Genomic DNA, 24,726 nt, shown 5'->3' with positions numbered 1-24,726 from the left:
CGGCTCGCACCAAGCAGAGCGGGTGCCCCCGAACCATCCGGGGGCACCCGCATTCACGGTGCCGGTGAGGCCGCGCCCTCCCAGGAGGGCTCAGCCGATCAGAAGGCGCCCTCCTCGATCAGGCGGGTGCGCTCGGCCTGCAGCTTCACGTCCTTGTCATAGGTCTTGTAGAAGATGAACCAGACCAGGGCGTTCAACAGGTAGGGCACCGAGACACCGATCAACAGCGTCAGCTGCAGGTCGCCGATGACATCGGCCACCTTGCCGACGACCAGGCTGTACACCGTGGTCAGGGCACCTTGGATCAGTGAGAACAGCAGGGCGAAGGTGGTCGCCGACAGCTGCCGGGGGGCGACCGACGAGACCATCGGCAACACACAGCCCGAGAAGCCGATCGAGAAGATCAGACCCATCAGGAACACCATCAGGTAGTAGGTGACGCTGGGGTTGTTGGTCGACACCGCACCCTTGGGCAGGGGGCTGACGTCGGAGTCCCACCAGCGGGCGAAGTACATGGTGAGGGCGACGATGGTCGCGAAGGCCACGGCGTAGAGCTGGAACAGCATGATGCGGCCCTTGTTGCCGAACTTCTTGGTGAACAGGTCGGCCAGGAAGCCGCCGAGCAGCGCCGACAGGGTCGAGCCGATCGCGAACGCGGTGTAGAGGTACGAACCGTTCTTGACGCCGTAGCCGAGATTGCGGGCCCAAACGATGTTCATGAAGCCGAACAGCACCAGCGAGGTGACCAGCGGCAGCATCAGCGCCATGCCCACCAAGGTGGGGATCTTGAACAGCTTCGGCACGTCGGAGGGGCGGAAGAACCCAGCCTCCTCGCGCAGTTCGGCGATCTCGGACGACGAGATGCGCTTCGGCTCGTTCACGAAGATCAGGATCAGGATGCCGGAGAGCACCGACAGGCCACCCATGGCGTACATGGCATAGCGCCAGCCGTCGGGGTTGTCACCGAACTGGCCCAGGATGGGGGTGATCACGATGCCCAGGGCGGACGACGTCGAGCGCACCAGGCCGAAGGCTCGTCCTCGCTCGGACGCCTTGTACATCGAACCGAGCAGCCCGTTGAGGATGGGCTCACCCGCGACGGTGCCGACCAGGGCGATGCCGTAGAGCACCAGCAACTGGGTCCACGAACCGGCGAAACCCGTGGCCAGGGTCCACAGGCCCCACAGGCCGGTGACGATGAACAGCACCTTCTTGCGGCCGAAGCGGTCGGCGGCGATCGCCCAGACCGGGCCGAAGGCCATGCGGGCGGCCGAGGCCAGGGCGTTCAGCAGGCCGGCCTCGGTGGTGCCGACGTTGAAGGCCGTCATGATCTGCGGGAAGAAGGTCTTCGACACTCCACCCTCGGAGTTGTCGATCGACTGCGAGATGCCCAGGGTGACGGTCGCCGCGGTGCGACCCTTCGGCGCGACGAAAGTGGGGTCGTCCTGGCTGTTCTCGCCTTCACGGACGAGACGGACGCCGTCCTCGCCCAGGGTCATCAGGTCACCGTCAGGTGCCTGGACCAGTCCGGGGGTGTTGTGCCCGGCCGGGGTGGTGGGGTTGGTCATGATTCTCCTCTGTCTCCTCAGCGGGAGGTGTTTGCATCAGCTTGACCCCGGCCGCGGTGGGTCACCGGCCCCGTGCCACTTGTTGCTCCGGCCGTGCCAACTGTTGCCCCGAGGGCCCCGGCCGCGCCCGGGGGAGGGATCGCAGGAGACGGCTTTCACGGCCCGGTTTGGTCACGATTCGATAACCTTGGGGCGACACCGCAGCCCCCGTGGGGAAGCGTCAGCCGTCATCGAGGAGGGCACAGAGCCATGAATCCCGCCGCCGTCACCGACGCGGACTGGTACCGCCAAGCGGTGGTCTACCAGATCTACCCCCGCAGTTTCGCCGATGCGAACGGCGACGGTCTGGGCGACCTGGCCGGCATCACCTCACGGGTCGACCACCTCGTCCGGCTCGGTATCGACGCCGTCTGGCTGTCCCCCTTCTATCCCTCAGCCCTGGCCGACGGTGGCTACGACGTCGACGACTACCGCAATGTCGACCCCCGGTTGGGCACCCTCGACGACTTCGACACCCTCGTCGACACGCTGCACACCAACGGCATCCGGATCATCGTCGACATCGTGCCGAACCACTCCGGTTCGGGTCACGCGTGGTTCCAGGCTGCCCTGGCGGCCGGGCCCGGGTCGCCGGAGCGGGATCGCTACATCTTCCGGGACTCGCCCGATGACGAGCCGCCCACCCCGTGGGGAGCCTCCTTCGGAGGTCCGGCGTGGACCCAGGTACCCGACGGGCAGTGGTATCTGCACCTGTTCGACCCCGCCCAGCCCGACTGGAACTGGGACAACCCCGAGGTCATCGCAGATTTCGAGCAGACCCTGAGGTTCTGGTCCGACCGGGGGGTCGACGGGTTCCGGATCGACGTCGCCAACCTGCTGAAGAAGGACCTCTCCGAGCCCCTGCCCCGCGGTCGCGACGAGGACGGCGTCAGTTGGGCGACCCACCCCAGACTGAGCGACCTCCCCTCCGTGCACGAGATCTACCGCGGCTGGCGCAAGGTGTTCGACGAGTACAGCCCTCCCCGCGTGGCCGTGGCCGAGGCCTGGGTGCCGGCGGCATCACGGGTGGCCTACGCCTCGCCGTCCGAGTTGGGCCAGGCGTTCAACTTCGACCTGCTGAAGGCGCCGTTCGAGGCCGGGGCATGGCGTCGGATCATCACCGACAACCTCGAACTGGCGGCGCGGTCGGGTTCCTCGTCCACCTGGGTGCTCTCGAACCACGACATGGTGCGCCACGTCACTCGGTTCGGACTGCCCGATTCCGATCTCGAGGGAACCCGCCACAAGCTCTCGGGAGGGGACGACCCGGTGGTCGACCTGCCACGAGGTCTGCGTCGGGCCCGTGCCGCGACGGCGGCGCTGCTGGCGTTGCCGGGCGCCGCCTACCTCTACCAGGGTGAGGAGTTGGGTCTGCCCGAGGTGGTCGGGATCCCGGACGACCAGCGCCAGGACCCCACCTTCTTCCGCTCTCCCGGTGTCGATGTCGGACGGGACGGGTGCCGCGTGCCGCTGCCCTGGACCGTCGACGGCACGTCCTTCGGGTTCGGTACGAACGGGTCCCACCTGCCGCAACCACCGAGCTGGGGCGACTTCTCGGTGGAGGCCGAGACGGCCGACCCCGACTCGGTGCTCAACTTCTACGTGGAAGCCGTGAGCCTGCGCCACGAACTGCAGACCTCCGAGGAACTGGTCTTCAAGGACTCGGCGCCGGGGGTGCTGCACTTCGCTCGCCCCGGGGGCTGGGAGTGCCTCGCCAACTTCTCGGAGGCCTCGATCGACCTGCCCGACTCCCAGGTGGTGCTGGCATCCGGTGAACTCGACGGTGACCAGTTGCCGGCTGAGACCACCGTCTGGCTCCGGGTTCCCACCACCAAGGGGTGAGCTCCCGCAGCGGGCACCACCGCAGCGTGGACGTTCAGAGGCAGCCGCAGGACTGCCGCACCCGGATGGTGCTCGGCAGGCTGACCATCGGCTGGGCCGGCGACCGCTGCGCGATGCGCTCGTGCAACCGCACCGAGACGGCCCGTCCCAGTTCGCGGGTCGGTTGGGCCACCGTGGTCAGCCCCGGCACGATGTAGCGGGAGGCCATGGTGTCGTCCCAACCGGTGATGACCACGTCGTCGGGGCAACGGACGCCGTGCTGGGCCAAGGACTGCATCAACGCCAGCGCCAACTCGTCATTGGCGCAGACGAGGGCGTCGATGTCGCCGATCTGCTCCAGCACGTCGAGGGCGACACTGCGTCCCGATTCCTCGTTCATCCACACCGGGAAGGGCCCGTGGGGGTCACCCAGACCCGCCTCGCTGACAGCCTGCAGGAAGCCGGCGTAGCGACGCGAGACGTCGCGGCTGCGGGTGTGGTCACCGACGAAGCGGAGCTTCGTACGGCCGTGCCCCAGGACATGGCGCACCAGTTCGACCATCGGCTCCATGTTCTCGCTGGTGAACGCGTCGCAGCCCTCGAGTTGGCTGCGGGCGACCAGCACCAGCGGCACCTTCGGCGAGATCTGCTCGATCACGTCGTCGCCGACCGTGCCCGTGGTGATCACCATGCCGTCGACCTTCGTGGCCAGGTCGAGCACCCGGCTCGCGGGGTCCTCGACGGCATCGGTCGACAGGACCGACACCGACTGCCCGAACTCGTCGGCGGTCGACTCGAAACCGATCGCCAGGTCGGTGAAGTAGGTGCCGCCCAGCGAGGGCATCACCAGGGCGTGGGTCTCGAGCTTGAGGCCAACGGCTCGTCCGGTCCTGAGGTTCACGTAACCCAGGTCCTCGACGGCGTCGAGCACCTTCTGCCTGGTGTCGGGGGTGACCGGAACCGATCCCTGCAGCACGCGTGACACCGTCGCGATCGACACCCCGGCGCGCTGCGCCACCGTGTAGACGGTGACGGGGGACTGCACGGGATCGGGCGACATGTGCCCAGCATAGGGACGGGCGCCGACGACGAGCCGACCCGAGCGCCGACGCGCGTTGGTGGGTCTGACTCAGCCGGCTGCCTCCACCGGGGGGTGGGCGGCGAACGGGTTCGGGATGGCCTCGAGCAGGGTGCGGGTGTAGGCATCGGTGGGGTTGCGGATGACGTCGATCGCCTTGCCCTGCTCGACCACCTTTCCCCCGTTCAGGACGATCACCTCATCGGCCAGCATGCGAGCCGACAGCAGGTCGTGGGTGATGTAGAGGATGCCGACATCGGATCCCTGCACCAGTTGGTGCAACAACTCGAGGATCTCGGCCCGGATCGACACGTCCAGACTCGAGATGGGCTCGTCGGCGATCACGAGCTCGGGCTTGGCCGCCAGGGCCCGCGCGATCACCACCCGTTGCCGCTGGCCACCGGACAGTTCGTAGCCGTAGCGACCCCGGTACCGGTCGGGAGGAGTGAGCGCCACCCGTTCGAGCAGGGAGTCGATCTCGGCCCTGGCCTCGGCGCCACGCAGGCCACGATGGTTCTTCAGCGGACGGGAGAGGATGTACTGCAGCGTCTTGTTCGGGTTCAGTGACGAGTAGGGGTCCTGGAAGACCATCTGCACGAGTTTTCGGTAGCGCGACAACCGTGACCCCGACAACCCGGCGACGTCGATCGGGCCCTCGGAGGAATGGAAGACGATCTCGCCCGAGGTCGGCTTCTCTACACCTGTGATCAGCTTGGCGAGGGTCGACTTGCCCGACCCGGACTGCCCGACGAGGGCGGCCACCATGCCCCGCCGCAACTCGAAACTGACGTCGTCGACGGCGGTGAACTCCCGTGTCGAGAACCCCTGCCGACTGGTGTAGACCTTCGAGACCCCCTTCACCTCGAGGAAGACCTCGCTGGCCAGGGCGCCCTCGCTCTCGTCGATGGTCTTGACGAATTCGGGGCCCTGGAAGGTACGGGTGGGGGCGGGCAGCCCGGGGGTGTCCGGTGCGGTGGCCTGCAACTGCGCCACGTGGCAGGCCACCCGCGGCGTCATCACCGACCCCACGAACGGCTGGGCCGGCGCCGGCTCCAGCGGCCCGCGGTTGAGGGGCAGGACGGGGACGAGGGGGAGGAGGGGCGGTTCGACGCTCAGACAGCGCTCGATCCGTTCGGGGCATCGGGGCGCGAACAGGCACCCCTGGTGGGGTTGGGAGAGATCCGGCGGACGACCGGGTACGTAGGTGATGCGCACGGTTTCGCTTCGGGGGTCGCCGTAGGATCCCAACAGTCCCTTGGTGTAGGGGTGCAACGGACGCTCCAGCAGGTCAGCGGTGGTGTGCTCCTCGACGATCCTGCCCGCGTACATCACCAGGATGCGATCGGACAGGTCCATCACCGTGCCGATGTCGTGGCTGATGAACAGCACCGCGAATCCCTGCTTGCGCTGCAGTTCGCGGATGTTCTCGAGGATCGAGCGCTGCACCACCACGTCGAGACCTGTGGTGGGCTCGTCCAGCAGCACGAACTTCGGGTCGTTGACCAGGGCCAGGGCCAGGTTGACGCGCTGCTTCATGCCTCCCGACAACTCGTGCGGGTAGGCCCGGATGTAGCGGTGGTCGATCATCACCAGGTCGAAGAGTTCCTTGATGCGTTCGACGACGGCACCGCCGCGCAGCGAGGAGTGCAGTTCGATGGCGTCACGGAACTGGGGCTCGATCCGCACCACCGGGTTGAGAGCATTCATCGAGCTCTGGAAGACCGTCGACAGGTCACGCCAGCGCACGGGACGAAGTTCGTCCGCCGACTTCGTGGTGATGTCGGTGCCGTTGAAGGTGATGGTGCCCGAGGCGATCCGGCCGGGACGCTCGGTCAGACGCAGGATCGCGTTGGCCAGCGTCGACTTGCCCGAGCCGGACTCACCGATCAGGCCGACGAACTCGCCCTCGGCGATCGAGAAGGTGACACCGTCCACGGCGTTGAGGGGGGCGTGCAGCTTGGGGCTGTACCGGACGACGAGGTCGTCCACGTCGAGCAGGGCCATCTCAGCCGTCCTCTCGCAGGTGCGGGTTCGAGATCAGGTCGATCCCGAAGTTGACCAGGGTCAGGGAGAAGATCAGCCCGGCGAGCGCGAGGCCGGGAACGATCAACCAGATCCACAGGCCCTGGGCGAGTGCCCCCTGCAGTTGGGCCTGGTACAGCATGGTTCCCCACGAGACCGATTCGGTGTTGCCCAGACCCAGGAACGACAGACCAGCCTCGGCGCCGATGGCGCCGTTGGCGGCCCCGAAGAACCCGGCCGCGACCAGTGAGGTCATCTGGGGCAGGATCTCGCGGAAGACGATCGTGCCCGTGCCGTCCCCGGCGAACTTGGCCGCCGTCACCCAGTCGCGGTTGCGCAGGGTGATGATCTGCGCCCGCTTGGCGCGGGCGGGTCCGGCCCAGCTGATGATGCCGATGATGAAGATGGTGAACCAGATGCTGCGCACCTCGGAGTAGGCCATCAGCGTGATGATGAGGGGCAACACCGGCACCACCAGGGCGACGTTGGTGACGAACGACAGGATGTCGTCGATCCAGGTGCCTTCGAGGTAACCCGAGATCAGGCCGATCAGCAGGGCCAGGGCGGTGGCGAACAGGCCACCGAACAGGCCGACGATCAGTGAGGTGCGGGTGCCGTAGATCAGCTGGCTGAAGATGTCGGCGCCCTGGGTGGTGGTGCCCATCCAGTGGGCACCGCTGGGCAGCTCGACCGGGTTGAAGGTGGTGTCGGCCGCGTCATGAGGGGAAATCACGGGTGCCAGCAGGGCGACCAGGACGTAGAGACCGAGCAGGACGATGCCGACGCGTGCCTTCTTCGACGCCCAGATGATCTGGAACCACGACGGGCCGTTCGACCCGCCGCGGGCACGCCGACCGCTGGAGGGGTTGGCGACGGCGTCAAGGTCGGCCTCACCGGCCTGCTCGTGCAGGGTCGAGGTGGCGTCAGCAGTGGGCTGGGTGGGGTTGGTCATGCGCCGGCCTTTCGAGCGCGGGGATCCAGGATGCCGTAGGTGAGGTCTGCGATCAGGTTGGCGACCAGGGTGGCCGTGATCGTCAACAGCAGCAGTGCCTGCAGCAGCGGGTAGTCCTTGGCCGTGGCGGCCTGACCCATCAGGCGTCCGAGACCGGGGTAGTCGAAGGTCTGCTCGATCAGGATCTGACCGCCGAGGATGCCGCCCACTGCCATCGCCAGCCCCGTGATCGAGGGGAGCAGGGCGTTGCGGGCCGCGTAGCGGATCGCGATCTGGCCGTCGGGCACACCCTTGGCTCGGGCCAGGCGGATGTAGTCCTCGCCGAGGTTCATGATCATGGTGCCGCGCATCTGCATGATCCAGCCGATCGGGCCGAGGATCATCAGCACGGCCGCGGGCAGCACCGAGTGCATCACGGCCTCCTGCACGAACGCCCAGTTGGCGCCGGGGGTCGACTCGTCGTAGCCGCCAGCGGTCGGGAACCAGCCCAGCATGTAGCCGAAGACGAACAGCAGCAGCAGCGCCACCCAGAAGGACTGCAGGCTGCCCAGGAAGGTCGAGCCGAGCGTGGCCACCGAGTCGAAGGTGGAGTTGCGACGCCAGGCGGCGAAGGCGCCCAGGACGGTACCGATCAGGAAGCTCAGCACCAGGGTGACCCCGACCAGGATGAGCGTCCACGGCAGCGCCTTGCCGATCACCTCGGTGGCCGGTGAGGGGAAGTAGGTGTACGAGACGCCCAGGTTCCCGCTGAGCAGTTGCTTGAGGTAGGCGAGGTACTGCTGGAACAGGTTTCCGTCGGGGGCGCCCAGCATGGCGCGCATGGCGGCGACCTTGGCCGGATCGAGCTCGGCGTCCTTGCCGGCCAGTTTCTTGACCATGATCTCGGCCGGGTCGCCCGGCTGCAGCCGCGGGATGAGGAAGTTCAACGTCACGGCGGCCCACAGGGTGAGGAAGAAGTACCCCAGGCGTCGAAGGAAGTAGCGCACGTGCGCCCCCTTTCACGGTGTCCCCTCCGGCGTCCTCGCGGGAGGGTGGGGCGGATGGTCGTCCGGGTCTGGGGGGCGACTCGGACGACCATCCGCCGGCGCGTTACTTCGCGCTCTTCAGGTGGGTCATGATCAGCAGCATGTCGCTGTTGGTGGCGTACGGGTCCTGCTCCGACGGCCACCCGACGGCATGGTCGGTGCGGTAGATCATGCGGGCGGGGGCGTAGAACAGCGGGGTGACCGGGTACTGGGTCATCATCACGTCGACCAGTTCACCCACCAGCTTCTTCTGCTCGGCCGGATCGGTGGCGCCGGACAACTGCTTGACGATCCCGTCGGTCTTGGGATCCTTCCAGCGCTCGACGTTCGACATCACCGTCGTCTTGGTCGGGATCTGGTCACTGGCGAGCTTGGAGCCCAGGTTGCGCGCCACTTCGCAGGCACCGTTGAGGTACTCCAGCATCATGTCGAAGTCGCCCTGCTTCTTCTTCAGGTCGACGGCATCGGGCGGCGAGGCGACCACCTTGGCGTTGAGCTTCATCGCCTTCAGGTCGCGGACGATGACGTCCGCCGCGGCCTGGTAGTCGATCCAGCCGGCCTGCACCGAGAACTGGATCGTCAACGGCTTGCCGTCCTTGGTGGTGCGGAAGCCGTCGTTGCCCACCTTGTAGCCGGCGTCGTCGAACATCTGGTTCGCCTTGGCCGGGTCGTACTTCAGCACCGTGTCCTGGTTCTTCAGCGCATCGGGCATCAGGTTCTCGGCGTAGGGCAGCTTGAGGCCCGTCTGGCTGGCCGGCTTCATCACCGAGTAGGTGGCCTTGGCCGACATCTGGTCCTTGTCCATGCCCTGGGAGTAGGCCTCACGGAAGGCCGCGTCGTTGAACGGGGCCTTCTGGGTGTTGGGGGTCAGCACGGTGGAGCCCGCCGGGGCGTACCAGAAGTGGTTCAGGGAGGGGTTCTTGTCCTGGAACGACACCTTGGGGTTGGGGATCTCACCCCAGTAGGCGTCCAGTTGGCCGGCGGTCAGCTTCAGCGCGGCGTTGGTCGCGTCGTAGTTGCCCTCGAGGACGAGGTTCTTGACCTTGACCCTGTCGGCCTGCCAGTAGTCGGCGCGGCGCTCCAGCACCAGCTTGCGTCCGTTGTACGACTTCACCTGGAAGGGACCAGACCCCACGGGCTTCTTCTCCACGTACTTGGTCGGGTCGCCCACCTTCTCCCAGACGTGCTTGGGGATGATCTTGGTGGTGATCAGGGAGTCGAACTTGGCCGCGGCGTTGCCCGAGAACTTGATGGTGACCGTGTTCCCCTCAGCTGTGACCTGGTCGGCGTGGGCTCCGAAGGTGTCGTTCCACAGGCCGATGTCGTCCAGGGCGGCGTACTGCTTGCGCAGGTTCAGGGTGAAGGCCACGTCGTCGGCCGTGAGGGGCTGGCCGTCGGACCACTTCACGCCGTCGCGGATGGTGAAGTGGATCTGGGAGGCCGAGTCCCACTTGTAGTCGGTGGCGAGCCAGGGCACGACCTCACAGTTCACCGAGCTGCGGATCATCAGCGGCTCGTAGAAGTAGTTCTTCGAGGTGACGTTGGGCGCCCAGGGGTTGTAGTTCTCGATGCCCGCGACGTTGTCGGGCACCTCGGCGGGAAGCGTCAGGGTGTCGATCATCTTGTCGGTGCCGGCGGAGTTCACCGGGCCGGTCGATCCGGCTGGGTCGTTCTGCGTCGTCTTGACCTGTCCCGAACATCCCGCAACAGCGAGGGTGGTCGTGACCATCACCGACAACGCAGCTAGAGCTGACCGTGACTTCATTGTGGGTCTCCTAGTGGTCGGTGGCGTCAGCTAACCACGAGAAATCCCCCGGGGACAGCGATCGTCCACATGTAAATGGCTTTCACGGTCGGCGTGAAAACACTTTCATGAAAGATCACGAATCGTGATTCCAAGCGAGGTCACTTTCGCGGGGATTCATCGCTGAATCGCTTGCGACAAGCCCAGATGGTCGGTAGACACGACGGGGTGAGCATCGACAGCACCGGCAGTGAGGCCGGCCCACCCCCCGCCGTGCGACCTCAGCAGGGCCGTGGGGTCCCGCACTTCCTGACCTGTCAGGACATGTCTGCGCAATTCGCCTCCACCGGTGCCCTGAGCCGTTTTGACGTCGCGGGCCTGAGCCTGCTGCAGCACCCGGCCAGCGAACTGGAGGCCGGGTTGGGCAACCTCTGGTTGCGGCGCGACGACCTGGTCGTGCCGCTGCTCGGATCGGGAACGGGTGCCCGGGTCCAGGGTGAGCCGCCGGTCGTGACCGGCACCGCACTGGGAGTGCGGTACCGCGTGTCACTGCACTTCTCGCCAGACGTCCTGGCCTGGGTCTGGCGCGTCGGGCTGGCGGTCGAGGGCGCCGAGAGTGTCGAGGTCTCGCTGCTGCACACCCAGGACGTGGCACTGGCTCCCTACGAGGTGCTGCGCCTCAACGAGTTCTACGTCAGCCAGTACCTCGACCTCACTCCCGTCGAGCTGCCCGACCACGGGACCGCGGTCGCCGTCCGCCAGAACATGCCCGGCAAGCAGGTGCCGTGGGCCCTGATCGGAGCCCTGGGGGTCGGTGAACAGTGGGCCACCGATGGCCGCCAGCTCACCTCGACCGCCAGTGGACGAGCACGACTCGACCTCTCGGGCGGCTTGCCCTCGCGTCGCCTGCAGGGGGAACACACGCTCGTCGCCCTCGGTGCTGCCCCACTGACCCTGGTGCCCGGTCGGCAAACCACCAGTGGCTTCTTCGGGGTGTTGGTGCCCGACCACCCGGCCGCCACCAGTTCGGCCGACCGCTCCCTGGCAGAGGCTGCGTTCGTGTTCGCCGAGGGGCTGGCGCAGGGTGCGACCGACGATCTCGTGGGTGACGGACGCCACCGCAGGGACCCCGACACCGGCGAGCCCGAGGCACCCGCGACCAGCCTGTTCGACCATCCGCCGCTGGTCTGCGACGACCTGGACGAGCCCGAGGTCCACCGGCTGTTCGGCGCTGATCGGGCGTTGGTCGAGTCCGACCCGAAGGGAGGGCTGTGGTCCTTCCAGATCGGTGAGGGTGCCGAGGCGGAGGTCGTGACCCTGGCCGCCAAGGAGCGGGCGGTGCTTCGTCCGCACGGTCACATGCTGCGCACCGGGAGCGCACTGGCCCCCGACACCGACCTGCTCACCTCGACGGTGTGGATGGCCGGGGTCTTCGCCTCGCAGGTCTCGCAGGGGCACGTCAACCAAGGGGTGGCCATCTCGGCCAGGCGCACCTACCTGGGATTGATGCAGGCGCACGGACTGCGGATCTTCATCGACCGGGGCGAAGGCGCGCGACTGCTGGTCGAGCCCAGCGCGTGGGCCCTGCGTCCCGACCGCGCCCGCTGGCTGTACCGGGCCGATGACCTGTTGCTCGAGGTGATCGCCGAGGCGCCCACCGACCGGCACCACCTGCCGCTGACGCTGCGGGTGATCGAGGGCTCGCCCAGCCGCGTGCTGGTCGCCTGCCACGTCGCCCTGGGCGACGACCTGGGTCAGGTGCCGGCCCCGCTCGAGGTGGACGTGACCGAGTCCCCCGACGGGACCGGCGTGACCGTGGCCCTCGGTGACCGGTCGTTCACCTCCCACTGGCGATCCGACGGCGCCGCCGCCTTCGGGGGCGACGAGCTGCTCTTCGACGACGGGGTCAGCCGACGCCAGCCCTGGCTGGTGGCCGAGTTCGGGGCGGTCACCGAGATCGACCTGTCGCTCACCCTCGACGTGGTCGCTACCGAACTGGCCCGGGCGGCCGCCGATCACCTGCCCGACCCCTGGCGCACCGTGACCACGCGCCTGGGGGTCACGCCCCCGGCCCTGGGCCCGGACGCGATTGCCGGCAGGGAGGTCGGTGTGCTCGACTCGACGCTGCGCTGGTTCGCCCACAACGCGCTGATCCACCACCTGAGCCCGCGCGGGCTGGAGCAGTTCTCCGGGGGTGGCTGGGGCACGCGTGATGTCAGCCAGGGCCCGGTGGGGCTGCTCACGGCCCTGGCCGCGGACGAGGCCCAGCGCACGACCCTGCTCGACCTCCTCGCCGCCCAGAACGAGCGCGGCGACTGGCCGCAGGCCTTCGACTTCCTGCCCCCGGGTGGGCGCTGGGCCCAGTTCGAGAGCCACGGCGACGTGGTCCTCTGGCCGGTGCTGGCCGTGGGCGACTACCTCAGACTGACCGGTGACCGCGACTTCCTGGATGTGCTCGTACCGTTCTCGGGCGAGGCGGGGCCCACCGCACCGCGCCCCGTGGCCGAGCACCTGTCACGGGCCCTGGATCACATCGGCGAACACCTGGTGCCGGGTTCCTCGTTGCCGGCGTACGGTCACGGTGACTGGAACGACTCGCTCCAGCCGGCCGACCCGGCCTTGGCCCACCAGATGGTCTCGACATGGACCTCGGTGCTGCAGACCGAGGCGTTGCGGCACCTCGCCGAGGGTGTGCGAGGGGTCGCCGGCGACGACCGGGCGCTGCTCGGCCTGGCCGAGCGCTCCGCGAGCCTCGCCGGTGCCACCCTCCACGACCTGCGCGAACTGCTGCTGGTCGACGGGGAACTGGCCGGCTACGGCGTCTTCCCCGAACCGGGGCACACCCCGGGTGGGCCCGTGGAACTGCTGGTGCACCCCCGCGACAGCCGCACCGGACTGACCCACGGTGTGTTGCCCTGGATCCACGCCATCTCGGGCCAGCAGTTGACCCCGGACGAGGCCGATCACCACCTGCAGTTGATCGCCGACCACCTGCTCGGTCCCGATGGGGCCCGCCTCTTCGATCGTCCGGCCCAATACCGCGGTGGGCCCATGGAGATCTTCCAGCGCGCCGAGGGGGCGACCTTCTGGGGCCGGGAGATCGGACTGATGTACACCCATGCACACCTGCGCTACGCCGAGGCCTTGGCCACGATGGGGCGCGCCGAGGAGTTCTGGCGTGCCCTGCTGCTGGTGTGCCCGGCTGCGTTGACGGACCGGCTGCCGCAGGCTCGTCCGCGGCAGACCACCTGCTACTACTCCAGTTCCGACGCGGACTTCGCCGACCGCTGGGAGGCAGAGCGTCGCTACCCGGACCTGATGGCCGGTGAGGTGCCGCTCGAGGGCGGATGGCGGATCTACTCCTCGGGGCCAGGACTGTTCCTGCGTCTGGTCACCGAGAACCTGTTCGGGGTGCGCCGACGGGGCGACCGGGTCGAGCTCGACCCCGTGTTGCCGGCGGCCCTCGACGGTCTGGTGGCGAGGGTGCCGGTCACCGACGGGCACCTCACCATCACCTACCGCGTCCGCGGCACCGGTGCGGGGGTGAGAGCCGTGACCGTCGACGGCCAGCCCATGGTCGGTCAGCCTCTCGACAACCGTTACCGGACACCGGGATGGTCGGTCGAGGCGGCTCCGTTCCGCGCCGGGGCTGCGGTCGTGGTGGAGGTGGGTGCGTGATCGAGGCGCGTGGGCGTCGGCTGCTGGTCGACGGTGAACCGCGGGTGGTGGTGGCCGGCGAGATCCATTACTTCAGGACCCCCCGCGACCAGTGGGAGCAACGACTCGACCTGCTGGTGGAGTCGGGGTGCAACACGGTGGCCAGCTACATCCCGTGGCTGGTGCACGAACTCGCCGACGGCTCCCTCGACGTCACCGGACGCACTGACCCGCAACTCGACATCGGCGCCTTCATCGACCTGTGCGCTGACCGCGGGCTCTGGTTCATCGCCCGACCCGGTCCCTTCCAGATGGCGGAGCTGAAGAACGAGGGGCTCCCGTACCGCCTGTACCGCGAGCACCCCGAGATCGTCCCGGTGGGATGGGACGCGAAACCGTCCACGACCGCGACGGTCGACTACCTGGCGCCGGCCTTCCTGGCCGAGACCAGGCGGTGGTACGAGGCGGTGATGCCCGTGCTGGCCGCGAGGCTGCACGTCGACACCGCCGGTGGCGGCTCTGCTCCCGAAGCCCCACGGGGCCCCGTGATCGCCGTGCAACTCGACAACGAGATCGGCATGTTGGCCTGGGTCACCAACTCCCCAGACCTCACCGAGCACCTGCTGGACGACTTCCGCGGCTGGGTGCGCCATCGACATGGTGAGCACGTCAGCGAGAGGTACCCGGGTCTGCTGGACGATGATCCGGACGACCACGCGGCCTGGACCGAGGCCGTCCGATCCCCGGACGAGCGGTGGGCCGGCGACCTGCGGGTCGATCTGGCCGAGTTCATGCGGGGACGATTCGCCCGCTACGTCGACGCCCTGCGCGCGATGGCCGAGGAGGCGGGCGTGGTCGGCGTCCCCTTCCTGGTCAACATCCACGGCACCGCCGACGGTTCGGGGCAGCCGTTCCCCATCGGGATCTCACAACTGGTCGACACCTACGCGCGGCGCCCCGGATACCTCTCGGGCTCCGACCACTACGTGGGCAACCTCACCCTCGAGACGACCCCCGACCTGTATGTGCTCAACGCCTACCAGGCGGCCGTCCATGACGCCGACCAGCCGATCACCTCGCTGGAGTTCGAGGCGGGCACAGGCGACTACGGGGGCGGCTTCGACCAGAACTACGACCCGCACACGGTCGAGTTGAAGACCCGGCTCTTCCTCGCCCAGGGCAATCGGATGCTCAACTACTACCTGATGGCCGGAGGCATCAACCCGCCCCTGCAGACCCCGGTGGGTGACGGGAACGACCGGATCGCCTTCACCGGTGAACGCCACGGCTTCGCGGCGCCGATCACACCGGAGGGCACGCGGGGACCGACGTTCGCCCCCACCGCGCGGGCGGCCCACCTCGCCCGGACGATGGAACCCTGGCTGGCCACCTCGACCGAGGAACTCGACGACCTCTCCCTGGGGTTGGTCCTCGACTCCTATGCCACCGAGTACGCCCATCCCCACTCGGCCGTGATGACCCGCGTGGTGGCCGACCTGGCGCGCTGGCGCGGAGCGGGTCCTCGGCGCGCCCTGGCTCGCCCGGCCATGATGCGCGGCCACCGGTTCGACGCCGTCGACGTGCAGCACGACCTCGCCCGCCAGGTCGATGGACGGCCGGTGACCGTGATGTGCGCCGTTTCGCAGCACCTGGCGGAGTCGACCCAGCGTTGGCTGGTCGACCACTGCGAACGCGGCGGGTCATTGCTGCTGCTGGGACGGATGCCCGAGTTCGACCTGGCCGGTCGTCCGTGCACGATCCTCGCCGACGCCCTGGGAGTGAGGCCGGGGGAGCCCGTCAGCGAGGGCCACCGGTCCCATCCCTCGGTCGTCTCCCAAGGCTGGGCGGCGCCCGAGGCCGAGGTGCGGGTCGCCTGGGCGCAGCCCTTGCAGGTCACCCGCGGTGAGGTGGTGCTGACGTTGGCCGGTTCGGGCGACGCGTGCGCGCTCGACGTCGCCGTCGGCGCCGGACGGGTCGTACTGTTCACCGCCGAGCTGCCGGGTCTCCCCACCTGGTTCGGACGAGCCCTCGATCGACTGGGCGTGTCGCGCGGCCTGGTTCTGGATTCCGAGTTCCCCGGCCTGTTCGGCACCACCACCCTCTCGGACCGGGAGTCGCGGATCCTGCACCTGTGGAACATCTCCGGTTACGAGATGGACGCCGAGGTCTCCCTCAACGGCCGGGCCGTGGTCGGGGAGCACCTGAGGTTGAAGCCCTACACCGGCTGGATGCTGCCGCTCGGGTTGGAACTGTCACCGCTCGGCCTGCCGGGAGCGAGGCTCACGGCGAACGCCGAGGTCATCGGGTCAACGCGTGCGGACGACGGCACGGTGCGCCTGAAGTTCGGTGAGCCACTGAGGTCCGCGACCCATCCTGGCTGGTGGCTGCAGGTCGTCGGGGCGAGCGCCGTGGTGGACGAGGACTCGCTGACGGTGACCCTCACACCGGGCTGATCCCTTCGCGTCGTCGCCCGCGCAGGTCAACGCCCGGGCACGGGCCGTGGGGCAGACTTCGCCTGTGACCTCGACCGTGACCACCCCGTCGTCCCGCCCTCGGCGCGGGCTGTGGTGGTCGCTGGGCCCCGCGTTCGTGGCGGCCATCGCCTATGTCGACCCCGGGAACGTGGCCGCCAACCTGACGGCCGGCGCCAACCACGGCTACCTGCTGTTGTGGGTGCTGGTGGCGGCGAACCTGATGGCGGTGCTGATCCAGTACCTGTCGGCCAAGCTCGGGCTCGTCACGGGTGAGACCCTGCCGTCGCTGATCGGGCACCGGCTGCCACGGCGCGGCCGCCTGGCCTACTGGGCCCAGGCCGAGTTGGTCGCGGCTGCCACCGACCTGGCCGAGGTGGTCGGCGGAGCGGTCGCGCTGAACATCCTGTTCGGGCTCCCCCTGCTGGTCGGGGGTCTGGTCGTGGGGGCGGTGTCGATGGTGCTGTTGCTGGTTCAGTCCAGGGGGCAGCGCCGCTTCGAGTTCGTGGTTGCGGGTCTGCTGGCGATCATCGGTGTCGGTTTCGCCGCCGGGCTGGTGATCACACCCATCGACTGGCCGGGCGCCGCCGCGGGAGTCGTACCCCGGTTCGACGGACGCGACTCGGTGCTGCTCGCCGCCAGCATGCTCGGGGCCACCGTGATGCCGCACGCCATCTATCTGCACTCGGGTCTCACCCGCGACCACTTCCAGGTGGTTCCGAGCCCAGCCGAGACGCCGCGGCTGCTGCACGCCACCCGGGTCGATGTCGTCTCGGCGCTGGTGGTGGCGGGAACGGTCAACATCGCCATGCTGGTGCTGGCGGCCACCAGCCTGCAGGGGGTGGGCGGCACCGACACCATCCCGGGCGCCCACGCGGCCATCGGCGAGGCACTGGGTCCGGTCATCGCGCTGATGTTCGGCATCGGATTGCTGGCCTCGGGACTGGCCTCGACGTCGGTGGGTTCGTACGCCGGCGCGACCATCATGGCTGGACTGCTGCGGGTGCGGGTACCGCTGGTCTGGCGCCGGCTCGTGACCCTTGTACCGGCCCTGCTGGTGCTCGGTTCCGGGTTCGACCCGACCCGGGCGCTGGTGCTCTCGCAGGTGGTGCTGAGCCTCGGAGTGCCGTTCGCACTCGTACCGCTGGTGCGGTTGACCAGCGACCGTCGGGTGATGGGAGGGTTCGCCAACCCTCGTGCACTCACGTGGCTCGCGTGGCTGGTGGCCGCCGCGATCGTGACCCTGAACGTGGCGCTGCTGGTGCTGACCCTGCTGGGCTGAGGGTCGGGTCAGTCGGCGAGGGCTCTGGCCACCACGATGGCCGAGGCCGCAGCCCACGCCTGCGGACGACAACTCGCCGGGTAGGGGTGGGGCGGGAAGATCTCCGTCGACGGCTGCCCGCCGTAGAGCTCGGGCATCCGGAACTCGAAGCCCTCGGCCGCGCGCAGCAACTCGGCCGCCACCTGCTCCGCCTCGTCGGTGAACCCCTCGCGCAGCATACCGTCGATGATGAAGGCAGTGTCGTGGGTCCAGACCGATCCGACGTGGTAGCCCATCGGCCAGTAGCCGGCGTTCGTCGTCGACAGGGTGCGAATGCCATACCCGGACGACATCGACTCGTGCAGCAGCCGGTCGACGACGGTGCGGGCCTCGTCGCTGGTGAGGATGCCCGTGCCGAGCAGATGTCCCATGTTCGAGGCCACCCCGTCGACGGGCCTCTTGTCGGCATCGAGCGCGAGGGCAGGGTAGGCGCCCAGATCGTCGGCGACCCAGAAGTGTTCCCGGAAGCGGCGGTTGAGCGCTTCGGCCCATTCGCGCCACTCGACGGCGGCATCGTCATCGCCCCAGTTCTCGAGCAGTCCCGCGGCGCCGACTGCGGCGGCATGGGCATAGCCCTGCACCTCGCAGAGGGCGATCGGGGCCGTCGCCTCCGATCCGTCCGCCCAGCGGATCGAGTCACCGGAGTCCTTCCACCCCTGGTTTGCCAGGCCGTGCCCGGACTCGTCACGGTACTCCAGGAAGCCGTCGCCATCGGCGTCGGAGTGGTCACGAAGCCAGGTGAGCGCCGCCCTGAGGGCGGGTTCGAACTCGCGGACGTCCTCGCCTGTGGCGGCGAGGTCCACCAGCAGCATGATCCACAGGGGAGTGGCGTCGATGGTCCCGAAGTACTCCGGCGGAAGGCTCGTGGTCTGGTCGAGGTTCAGGGTGACCCGGCGCACCTCGTGCAGGATCTTGCCCGGCTGTTCGGCGGTGTCGACATTCGTGGCGGTGCCCTGACGGCGCGACAGCACGCGCAGGGTGGAGGCAGCGATCGACGGGTCGTGGTCGAGCACCAACCTCGCGCTGATCAGCGAGTCCCGGCCGAACAGGGTGAAGTACCAGGGCGAACCGGCGGCGAAGAAGGCATCGTCGGGACGGTCCGGCTCCGCCATCCGGAGCCCGTTGAGGTCACGCAGGCTGGTGGTGAGCAGCCGGTCGAGTGCCGTTTCGGAGCGGGTCTCCGGCAGTTCCAGGGGAGCGGCGGTGGTGGCGCCGAAGGGTGCGCCGGTGTCGGTGACCGACAGGGTGAACGAGAAGCTTGCTTCACCGCGTGGTGGGACGAGCACCGTGACCCGGGCCACCAGCTCGGAGCCCTCGACCTCGAAGGGGCCCGCCAGTGAGGCCTTGGTGGAGTCGTCGCGCCATGACCAGACCAACCCCTCGCCCTCTCGGGCCAGCGTGGTGAGGTCGACCGGTGCCCCGGCGAGACCCTGCTTGATCTGTTCCATGGTGCTCGTGTCGGGCACCAACCGGATGACCAGCCCCAGCGGTGTCTCGACCGTGGCCGAGGAGCGCACGCTGATGGTTTCGGTGAGCGTGTCGTTGCTCACCTCACGGGTGCGTTGCAGCCACATCGCCGGGTCGACCCCGTACTCGGGTGTGCGGACGATGGCGTGGAACCGGGCTGTCGGCCCCCCCGGCACGTGGGTGCAGGTGGGTTCGACGGTGCGTTCGGCCACCTCGAGCAGGAGCCGTGAGAGGACCCGCTCGTCGCCGACGTAGACACCCTGTGCTCCCTGACCGGTGAGTTGGCCGTCACGCTGGGACCACGCCTGCAGGGGAGCATTGAGCACGCACACGTCGGCGTGCAGGTACGGCTGGTTCATGGTTCGAGCGTTCCACATCGTGACGGGGCGCACGGGCAGTTCAGGTGATGACCGGCGAGCCATCCCCCCGCTACCGCTGGCCCCGCCGGCCCCGCCAGCCGGGCGCGGCCAGCGGGCGAGCCAGCCTCGTGCCCTCGGCGAGGCTGGTGCAGCCCGTGCAGCTGAACCGCCCATCGCAGCCCATCCGGGACGCGATCGACCATTCAGATGCACATCCTGCAGGTCCTGCTCCGCTCCGGTCGCGCCTGAGGGGGGTTCGGCGGCGGCGCCCACTCTCAGAGGCGCTCCAGCAGTGCGCGGGCGGCCGCGTCGTCCACCACGACCTCCGTCGCGGCCCGGGCCCGCAGCGCGGCCAGCAGGGGAAGCGCCTTGGCCGCCCCGGCCGCGACGCACAACCTGCGCGGGATCGCCTGCAGTTCACCGGGGGTGAGGCCCGACGCCCGCTGGTTGAGCGAGACGTCGCGCCACGAGCCGTCCTCGCGCAACAGCACCGTGCAGATGTCGCCGACCACCTTGTCGGCGCGCAGGCTCACCATGTCGTCCTCGTTGAGGTAACCGGCGGAGTACACGTGGCTCGGTACCCCGGCGGTCATGCTCCCGACTCCGAAGACGGCCACGTCGGCTGAGCGCTGGACGGCGCGGACGCTCTGGACGCTGCGCTCGCGCCACATGGCCTGCCGGCTCTCGGGGTAGTCGAAGAAGGCCGGCACCGGGAACAACAGCATCTGGGCATCCCACAGCTCGGCCATGCGGGCCATGATCGAGCTCACGTAGGGGATGCCGGTGGTCATGCCGTTGGCACCGCCGTTCAACTGCACCAGGGTCACTCCCGAGTGCTCCCGCGGGTTGAGGTGGCTGACGATGGCGGCCAGGGTCGTCCCCCAGGCCACACCGACCGTGTGGCCGTCCAGCACCATCGAGTTCAGTTGGTGCGCGGCGACCTGGGCCACCCGGTCGAGCCGCATCACCTCGGTCGCCTGGCCCTTGACGGGGACCACGGTCACCTTGACCCCGAACAGTTGGCGCAGGGTCGATGCCAGCGTTCCCGAGGACGAGTCGTGCTCCCTCACCTGGATCTCGACCACCCCGGTTTCGCGGGCCTCCTTCAGCAGTCGCGAGATGGTGGAGCGGGACGTGCGGAACTGGCGCGCGATGGAGTCCATCGTCTCGCCCTGCACGTAATAGAGCTGGGCCACCGAATAGAGCTCGTCGGACAAATTCGCTCACCCCTTGGGGTGCACCTGCACGTTCGTGCAGGAGCATGGCGCAATCGTGCAACAGTCGATTGACTGAGCGCAACATCATGGTGTCGCGCCATGGGGGTGGGCACCGCTGCCAATCTCCCTGACTCGCCACCCGGGCCCCACAGCGATGTGCAGCCCACCCCGATCGATCCGTTCCGATCATCCGCATTGACCCGCGCCCCAGGCGCGTTCACAGGTGCTGAGGCACCGAAGGGAGATTCCCGTGGGAACAATTTTCCTCTCCGAGGTCGTGGGCACAGCGATGCTGCTCCTCCTCGGTGGCGGCGTCGTCGCCAACAACATCCTTCCCCTCAACAAGGGGAAGGGCACCGGCTTCCTGATGGTGAACTTCGGGTGGGGACTTGCAGTCTTCGCCGGTGTTCTCGTCTCGTACAAGTCCGGCGGTCACCTCAACCCGGCCGTCACGCTGGGCCTGCTCGCCTCCGGGGTGAAGATGTCGGTCGGCACCGTTCTCACCTACATCGCCGCCCAGATGGTCGGTGCCTTCCTCGGCGCCGTGCTGTGCTGGCTGGCCTACAAGGAGCAGTTCGATGCCGCTGAGGACCCCGCCCTCAAGCTGGGTGTCTTCTCGACCGGCCCCGAGAGCCGCAACTACATGTGGAACGTCATCACCGAGGCCATCGGCACCTTCGTCCTGGTCTTCGTGGTCATCGGCGCCGGCAAGTTCAGCTCCAACGGTGAGACCGGCCCTGCCAACCTCGGCTGGCTCGGAGCGCTCGGAGTCGCGCTGCTGATCGTCGGCATCGGCGCCTCCCTCGGTGGCCCCACCGGGTACGCCATCAACCCCGCCCGTGACCTCGGACCCCGCATCGCACACGCTCTGCTCCCCATCAAGGGCAAGGGCCACTCCGACTGGGGTTACTCCTGGGTTCCGGTCGTCGGCCCGATCATCGGTGGTCTGCTCGCCGGTGCCCTGAGCCACGTGCTGCTTCCCTGACCGGACGACCAACCGCTGCCGTCGACCTGTGACGGCAGCGACCGGCACCACCTCCGAGCCGCCGACCCGAGGGCAGACGGCACGGAAACTCGAACCACAACCCTCACTCAGCACGACACTCACTCAAGGAAGAGGAACAGAGTCAATGAGCGACACCAAGTACATCCTGGCCATCGACCAGGGAACCACCAGCTCGCGAGCGATCGTCTTCGACCACTCCGGCCAGATCGTGGCCTCGGGCCAGAAGGAGCACGAGCAGATCTTCCCGCGCGCCGGCTGGGTCGAGCACAACCCGAAGGAGATCTGGGACAACGTCCGCGAGGTCGTCGGCATGGCCTTGTCGAAGGCCTCGGTCAACCACAACGACATCGCCGCGGTCGGCATCACCAACCAGCGTGAGACCACCGTTGTCTGGAACAAGGAGACCGGCGAGCCCGTCTACAACGCCATCGTCTGGCAGGACACCCGCACCCAGAAGATCGTCGAGGAGCTCGGCGGCGGCAACCAGGACAAGTACCGCGATCGTGTCGGTCTGCCCCTGGCCACCTACTTCTGTGGCCCCAAGGTGAAGTGGGTGCTCGACAACGTCGAGGGCGCACGCGCCGATGCCGAGGCAGGCAAGCTCGTGATGGGCACCATCGACTCCTGGGTCGTGTGGAACATGACCGGTGGCGTCGACGGTGGCCTGCACATCACCGACATCACCAACGCCTCCCGCACCATGCTGATGGACCTCAAGACCCTCAGCTGGGACGAGGAGATCTGCAAGGACATGACGATCCCGATGAGCATGCTCCCCGAGATCAAGTCCTGCTCCGAGGTCTACGGCGAGGGACGATCCCAGGGTCTGCTCCCGGGTGTGCCGATCGCCGGCATCCTCGGTGACCAGCAGGCGGCGACCTTCGGTCAGGCCTGCTTCGAGAAGGGCATGGCGAAGAACACCTACGGCACCGGCTGCTTCATGATCATGAACACCGGGCACGAGATCGTCCCCTCGACCAACGGCCTGCTGACGGTTCCGGTGTACAAGATCGGCGACGCTGAGACCGTGTACGGCCTCGAGGGATCGATCGCGGTGACCGGGTCCCTGGTGCAGTGGCTGCGCGACAACCTGAAGATGTTCTCGTCGGCCCCCGAGATCGAGGAACTGGCGGCCAGCGTCGAGGACAACGGCGGCGCGTACTTCGTCCCCGCCTTCTCGGGTCTGTTCGCTCCCTACTGGAAGTCGGACGCCCGTGGCGCCATCGTGGGCCTGACCCGTTACGTCAACCGTGGCCACATCGCCCGCGCCGTGCTGGAGGCCACCGCCTTCCAGACCCGCGAGGTGCTGGACGCCATGGAGGCCGACTCGGGTGCCAAGCTGCAGGAGCTCAAGGTTGACGGTGGCATGACCGCCAACGAGACCCTCATGCAGTTCCAGGCAGACATGGTCGGGGTGCCGGTGGTTCGTCCGGTTGTTGCCGAGACGACCGCGCTGGGCGCCGCCTACGCCGCCGGTATCGCCGTCGGTTACTGGTCGGGCGAGCAGGACGTCATCGACAACTGGGCCGAGGACAAGCGCTGGGAGCCCAACATGGACTCCGAGGACCGCGACCGTCAGTACCGCCTGTGGAAGAAGGCCGTCACGCGCACCTTCGACTGGGTCGACGACGACGTGAAGTGAGCTCGGCTGCCCGCGGGAGCGGGTGAGCACGACAGGCAAGCCGGATCGGCCCTCGTCACCTTCGGGTGGCGGGGGCCGATCCCTGTGTCAGTGCTCGGTGTTCAGTGCTCGGTGCGCGGTCGATTGAGCGGGTGGCCTCGTCCGCTGCAGGTCGCGTACTGATGCCCCCGGACCAGACCACTTGCCCCCGAACCGCACCCGTTGCCCTCGTGCGGTGCACCTGCCCCCGTCCAAGGGCAGGGCAAGTGCGCCGTTCGTGGGCACCTGGGAAGAAACCCGGGCAACTGGGACCGAACCCGGCAGGGAGGGACGACGAACCAGTGGGCGCTCACGCGTCCTTCAGCTCGCGCATCCCCAGCCCCGGCTTGTCGTAGTGGCTGGGCGGATTGGGCGAGAAGCTCCCCAGGGACGATCGGCGGTCGACCTCGTCGAAGGCCTGCTTGGCCTCCGCTGCGAGTTCGCCGGCGTTGCGGTGGGCAACCTCGTCGCGCAGGGCGGCGACGATGCGGGCCTGCACCTCGTCCGGCATGGCCGGGGTGGGTTCGGCGCCCAGCACCTCACCGACCCAGTCAGCGTTCGTGCTCATGATTCTCCTGACGGTTCGCGTCGCCACGTCCGGCCCCCAGCACCGAGGCCTCGGTGACCAGCCGGGGGTCGGACGGAGCAGCGTCTCGCCCTGTTGGACGAGCACGGACCGACATCTGGTTCCCGGCTGTCGGCGGCATCAGATCAGCTTCTCGGCGACGAGGTGGTCGAAGTAGCGCTGCGACTTCTGGTCGAGTTCCGCGGTCGGGGCGAACCATCCCACCCATGCGAACAAGGTCGAGTGGCCCCGTTCCAGACGGGAGCAGGGCACCCAGATCGACCTCCCCTGCCGGGTCTGCACCGTGAAGTCGGGTCGTCGTCCGTTGAACTGGTAGCGCACCCCGGCGACGTCCGCGGCGTCGATCTCATGCATCCGTAGGTGGTTGCGTACGGCCAGGGTGCGGCCCCTGGCCTGGACGAAGGCTCGTGCGTCCCACCACACGCTCGCACAGTAGATGCCCCACACGACCACCCCGGCGAAGATCAACCACCAGGTGTCACGTCCGCCGAGGAATCCGAGCACCCCGAAGACGACCACGATCACCAGCGCCCGCAGCATGCGTTCTCGTGGGCTCTTGAGCGGGGGGAGCGGTTCGGCCTCGAGCAGGTCGGTGCGGGTCACCAGGATCGGACGACTCGCGAGCCCTGCATCACCCGCCCCGGAAGGCAGCTTCGGGTCGCGGTCGGGTCCGGCGTCCCGGTCGGGGATCGGACCGGAACCGGGTGCAGGATCGTGGTCAGGGCGGGTCATC

General features: G+C 68.3%; 16 protein-coding genes. 6 read left to right on the top strand and 10 right to left on the bottom strand.

What is annotated here, in order from left to right; translation table 11 throughout:
- Positions 1-98: 98 nt before the first annotated feature.
- Complete coding sequence (locus H507_RS0101025; protein WP_022908862.1) at positions 99-1,568, bottom strand: MFS transporter; 1,470 nt, start codon at positions 1,566-1,568, stop codon at positions 99-101.
- 249 nt (positions 1,569-1,817) lie between these two features.
- Between H507_RS0101025 and H507_RS0101020 the strand changes: the two genes are divergently transcribed.
- The gene (locus tag H507_RS0101020) at positions 1,818-3,449 is read left to right on the top strand and encodes a glycoside hydrolase family 13 protein (protein ID WP_022908861.1); all 1,632 of its coding nucleotides are present in this window, start codon (positions 1,818-1,820) and stop codon (positions 3,447-3,449) included.
- Between the two features lie 34 nt (positions 3,450-3,483).
- Here the strand turns inward: H507_RS0101020 and H507_RS0101015 are convergent, their stop codons facing one another.
- The 5 genes from H507_RS0101015 to H507_RS0100995 all read right to left on the bottom strand — a co-directional run bounded on the left by H507_RS0101015 (position 3,484) and on the right by H507_RS0100995 (position 10,234).
- Positions 3,484-4,488 (bottom strand): LacI family DNA-binding transcriptional regulator, encoded by a 1,005-nt coding sequence (locus H507_RS0101015; RefSeq protein ID WP_022908860.1) that lies wholly within the window; start codon positions 4,486-4,488, stop codon positions 3,484-3,486.
- A gap of 69 nt (positions 4,489-4,557) precedes the next feature.
- Positions 4,558-6,510, bottom strand: a complete 1,953-nt coding sequence (locus tag H507_RS18130; protein WP_022908859.1) for an ABC transporter ATP-binding protein — start codon at positions 6,508-6,510, stop codon at positions 4,558-4,560.
- 1 nt (position 6,511) lies between these two features.
- The gene (locus H507_RS0101005; protein ID WP_022908858.1) at positions 6,512-7,480 is read right to left on the bottom strand and encodes an ABC transporter permease; all 969 of its coding nucleotides are present in this window, start codon (positions 7,478-7,480) and stop codon (positions 6,512-6,514) included.
- Entirely contained in the window at positions 7,477-8,466 is a 990-nt protein-coding gene (locus H507_RS0101000) for an ABC transporter permease (RefSeq protein WP_022908857.1), read from the bottom strand. Before H507_RS0101000 ends, H507_RS0101005 begins: the two co-directional genes overlap by 4 nt.
- A gap of 103 nt (positions 8,467-8,569) precedes the next feature.
- Positions 8,570-10,234, bottom strand: coding sequence for an ABC transporter substrate-binding protein (locus H507_RS0100995; RefSeq protein ID WP_022908856.1), 1,665 nt, complete (start codon positions 10,232-10,234; stop codon positions 8,570-8,572).
- A gap of 243 nt (positions 10,235-10,477) precedes the next feature.
- Between H507_RS0100995 and H507_RS17755 the strand changes: the two genes are divergently transcribed.
- The 3 genes from H507_RS17755 to H507_RS0100980 all read left to right on the top strand — a co-directional run bounded on the left by H507_RS17755 (position 10,478) and on the right by H507_RS0100980 (position 17,659).
- Positions 10,478-13,927, top strand: a complete 3,450-nt coding sequence (locus tag H507_RS17755) for a GH36-type glycosyl hydrolase domain-containing protein (RefSeq protein ID WP_022908855.1) — start codon at positions 10,478-10,480, stop codon at positions 13,925-13,927.
- A complete protein-coding gene (locus H507_RS13815; RefSeq protein WP_022908854.1) occupies positions 13,924-16,359 on the top strand; it encodes a beta-galactosidase in 2,436 nt (811 codons plus the stop codon). Before H507_RS17755 ends, H507_RS13815 begins: the two co-directional genes overlap by 4 nt.
- A gap of 64 nt (positions 16,360-16,423) precedes the next feature.
- Complete coding sequence (locus H507_RS0100980) at positions 16,424-17,659, top strand: Nramp family divalent metal transporter (RefSeq protein WP_022908853.1); 1,236 nt, start codon at positions 16,424-16,426, stop codon at positions 17,657-17,659.
- An 8-nt stretch (positions 17,660-17,667) separates the two neighbouring features.
- Here H507_RS0100980 and H507_RS0100975 read toward each other — a convergent pair whose 3' ends face one another.
- Both H507_RS0100975 and H507_RS0100970 read right to left on the bottom strand, forming a co-directional pair.
- A complete protein-coding gene (locus tag H507_RS0100975) occupies positions 17,668-19,524 on the bottom strand; it encodes a glycogen debranching N-terminal domain-containing protein (RefSeq protein ID WP_022908852.1) in 1,857 nt (618 codons plus the stop codon).
- A gap of 275 nt (positions 19,525-19,799) precedes the next feature.
- Positions 19,800-20,687, bottom strand: coding sequence for a sugar-binding domain-containing protein (locus H507_RS0100970; RefSeq protein ID WP_084707655.1), 888 nt, complete (start codon positions 20,685-20,687; stop codon positions 19,800-19,802).
- A gap of 298 nt (positions 20,688-20,985) precedes the next feature.
- On the opposite strand from H507_RS0100970, the gene H507_RS0100965 reads away from it, so the two are divergent.
- Positions 20,986-21,726: an MIP/aquaporin family protein gene (locus H507_RS0100965; protein WP_084707654.1), complete on the top strand. Its 741-nt coding sequence runs from the start codon at positions 20,986-20,988 to the stop codon at positions 21,724-21,726.
- A 145-nt stretch (positions 21,727-21,871) separates the two neighbouring features.
- Complete coding sequence (gene glpK / locus H507_RS0100960; protein ID WP_022908850.1) at positions 21,872-23,389, top strand: glycerol kinase GlpK; 1,518 nt, start codon at positions 21,872-21,874, stop codon at positions 23,387-23,389.
- A 328-nt stretch (positions 23,390-23,717) separates the two neighbouring features.
- Here the strand turns inward: glpK and H507_RS0100955 are convergent, their stop codons facing one another.
- A complete protein-coding gene (locus tag H507_RS0100955) occupies positions 23,718-23,975 on the bottom strand; it encodes a hypothetical protein (RefSeq protein WP_022908849.1) in 258 nt (85 codons plus the stop codon).
- A gap of 138 nt (positions 23,976-24,113) precedes the next feature.
- Complete coding sequence (locus H507_RS0100950; RefSeq protein ID WP_022908848.1) at positions 24,114-24,725, bottom strand: hypothetical protein; 612 nt, start codon at positions 24,723-24,725, stop codon at positions 24,114-24,116.
- Position 24,726 lies beyond the last annotated feature (1 nt).

The sequence above is a fragment of the Aestuariimicrobium kwangyangense DSM 21549 genome, assembly GCF_000421525.1.
Taxonomy (GTDB): domain Bacteria; phylum Actinomycetota; class Actinomycetes; order Propionibacteriales; family Propionibacteriaceae; genus Aestuariimicrobium; species Aestuariimicrobium kwangyangense.
This window is presented reverse-complemented; position numbering and strand designations above follow the sequence as displayed.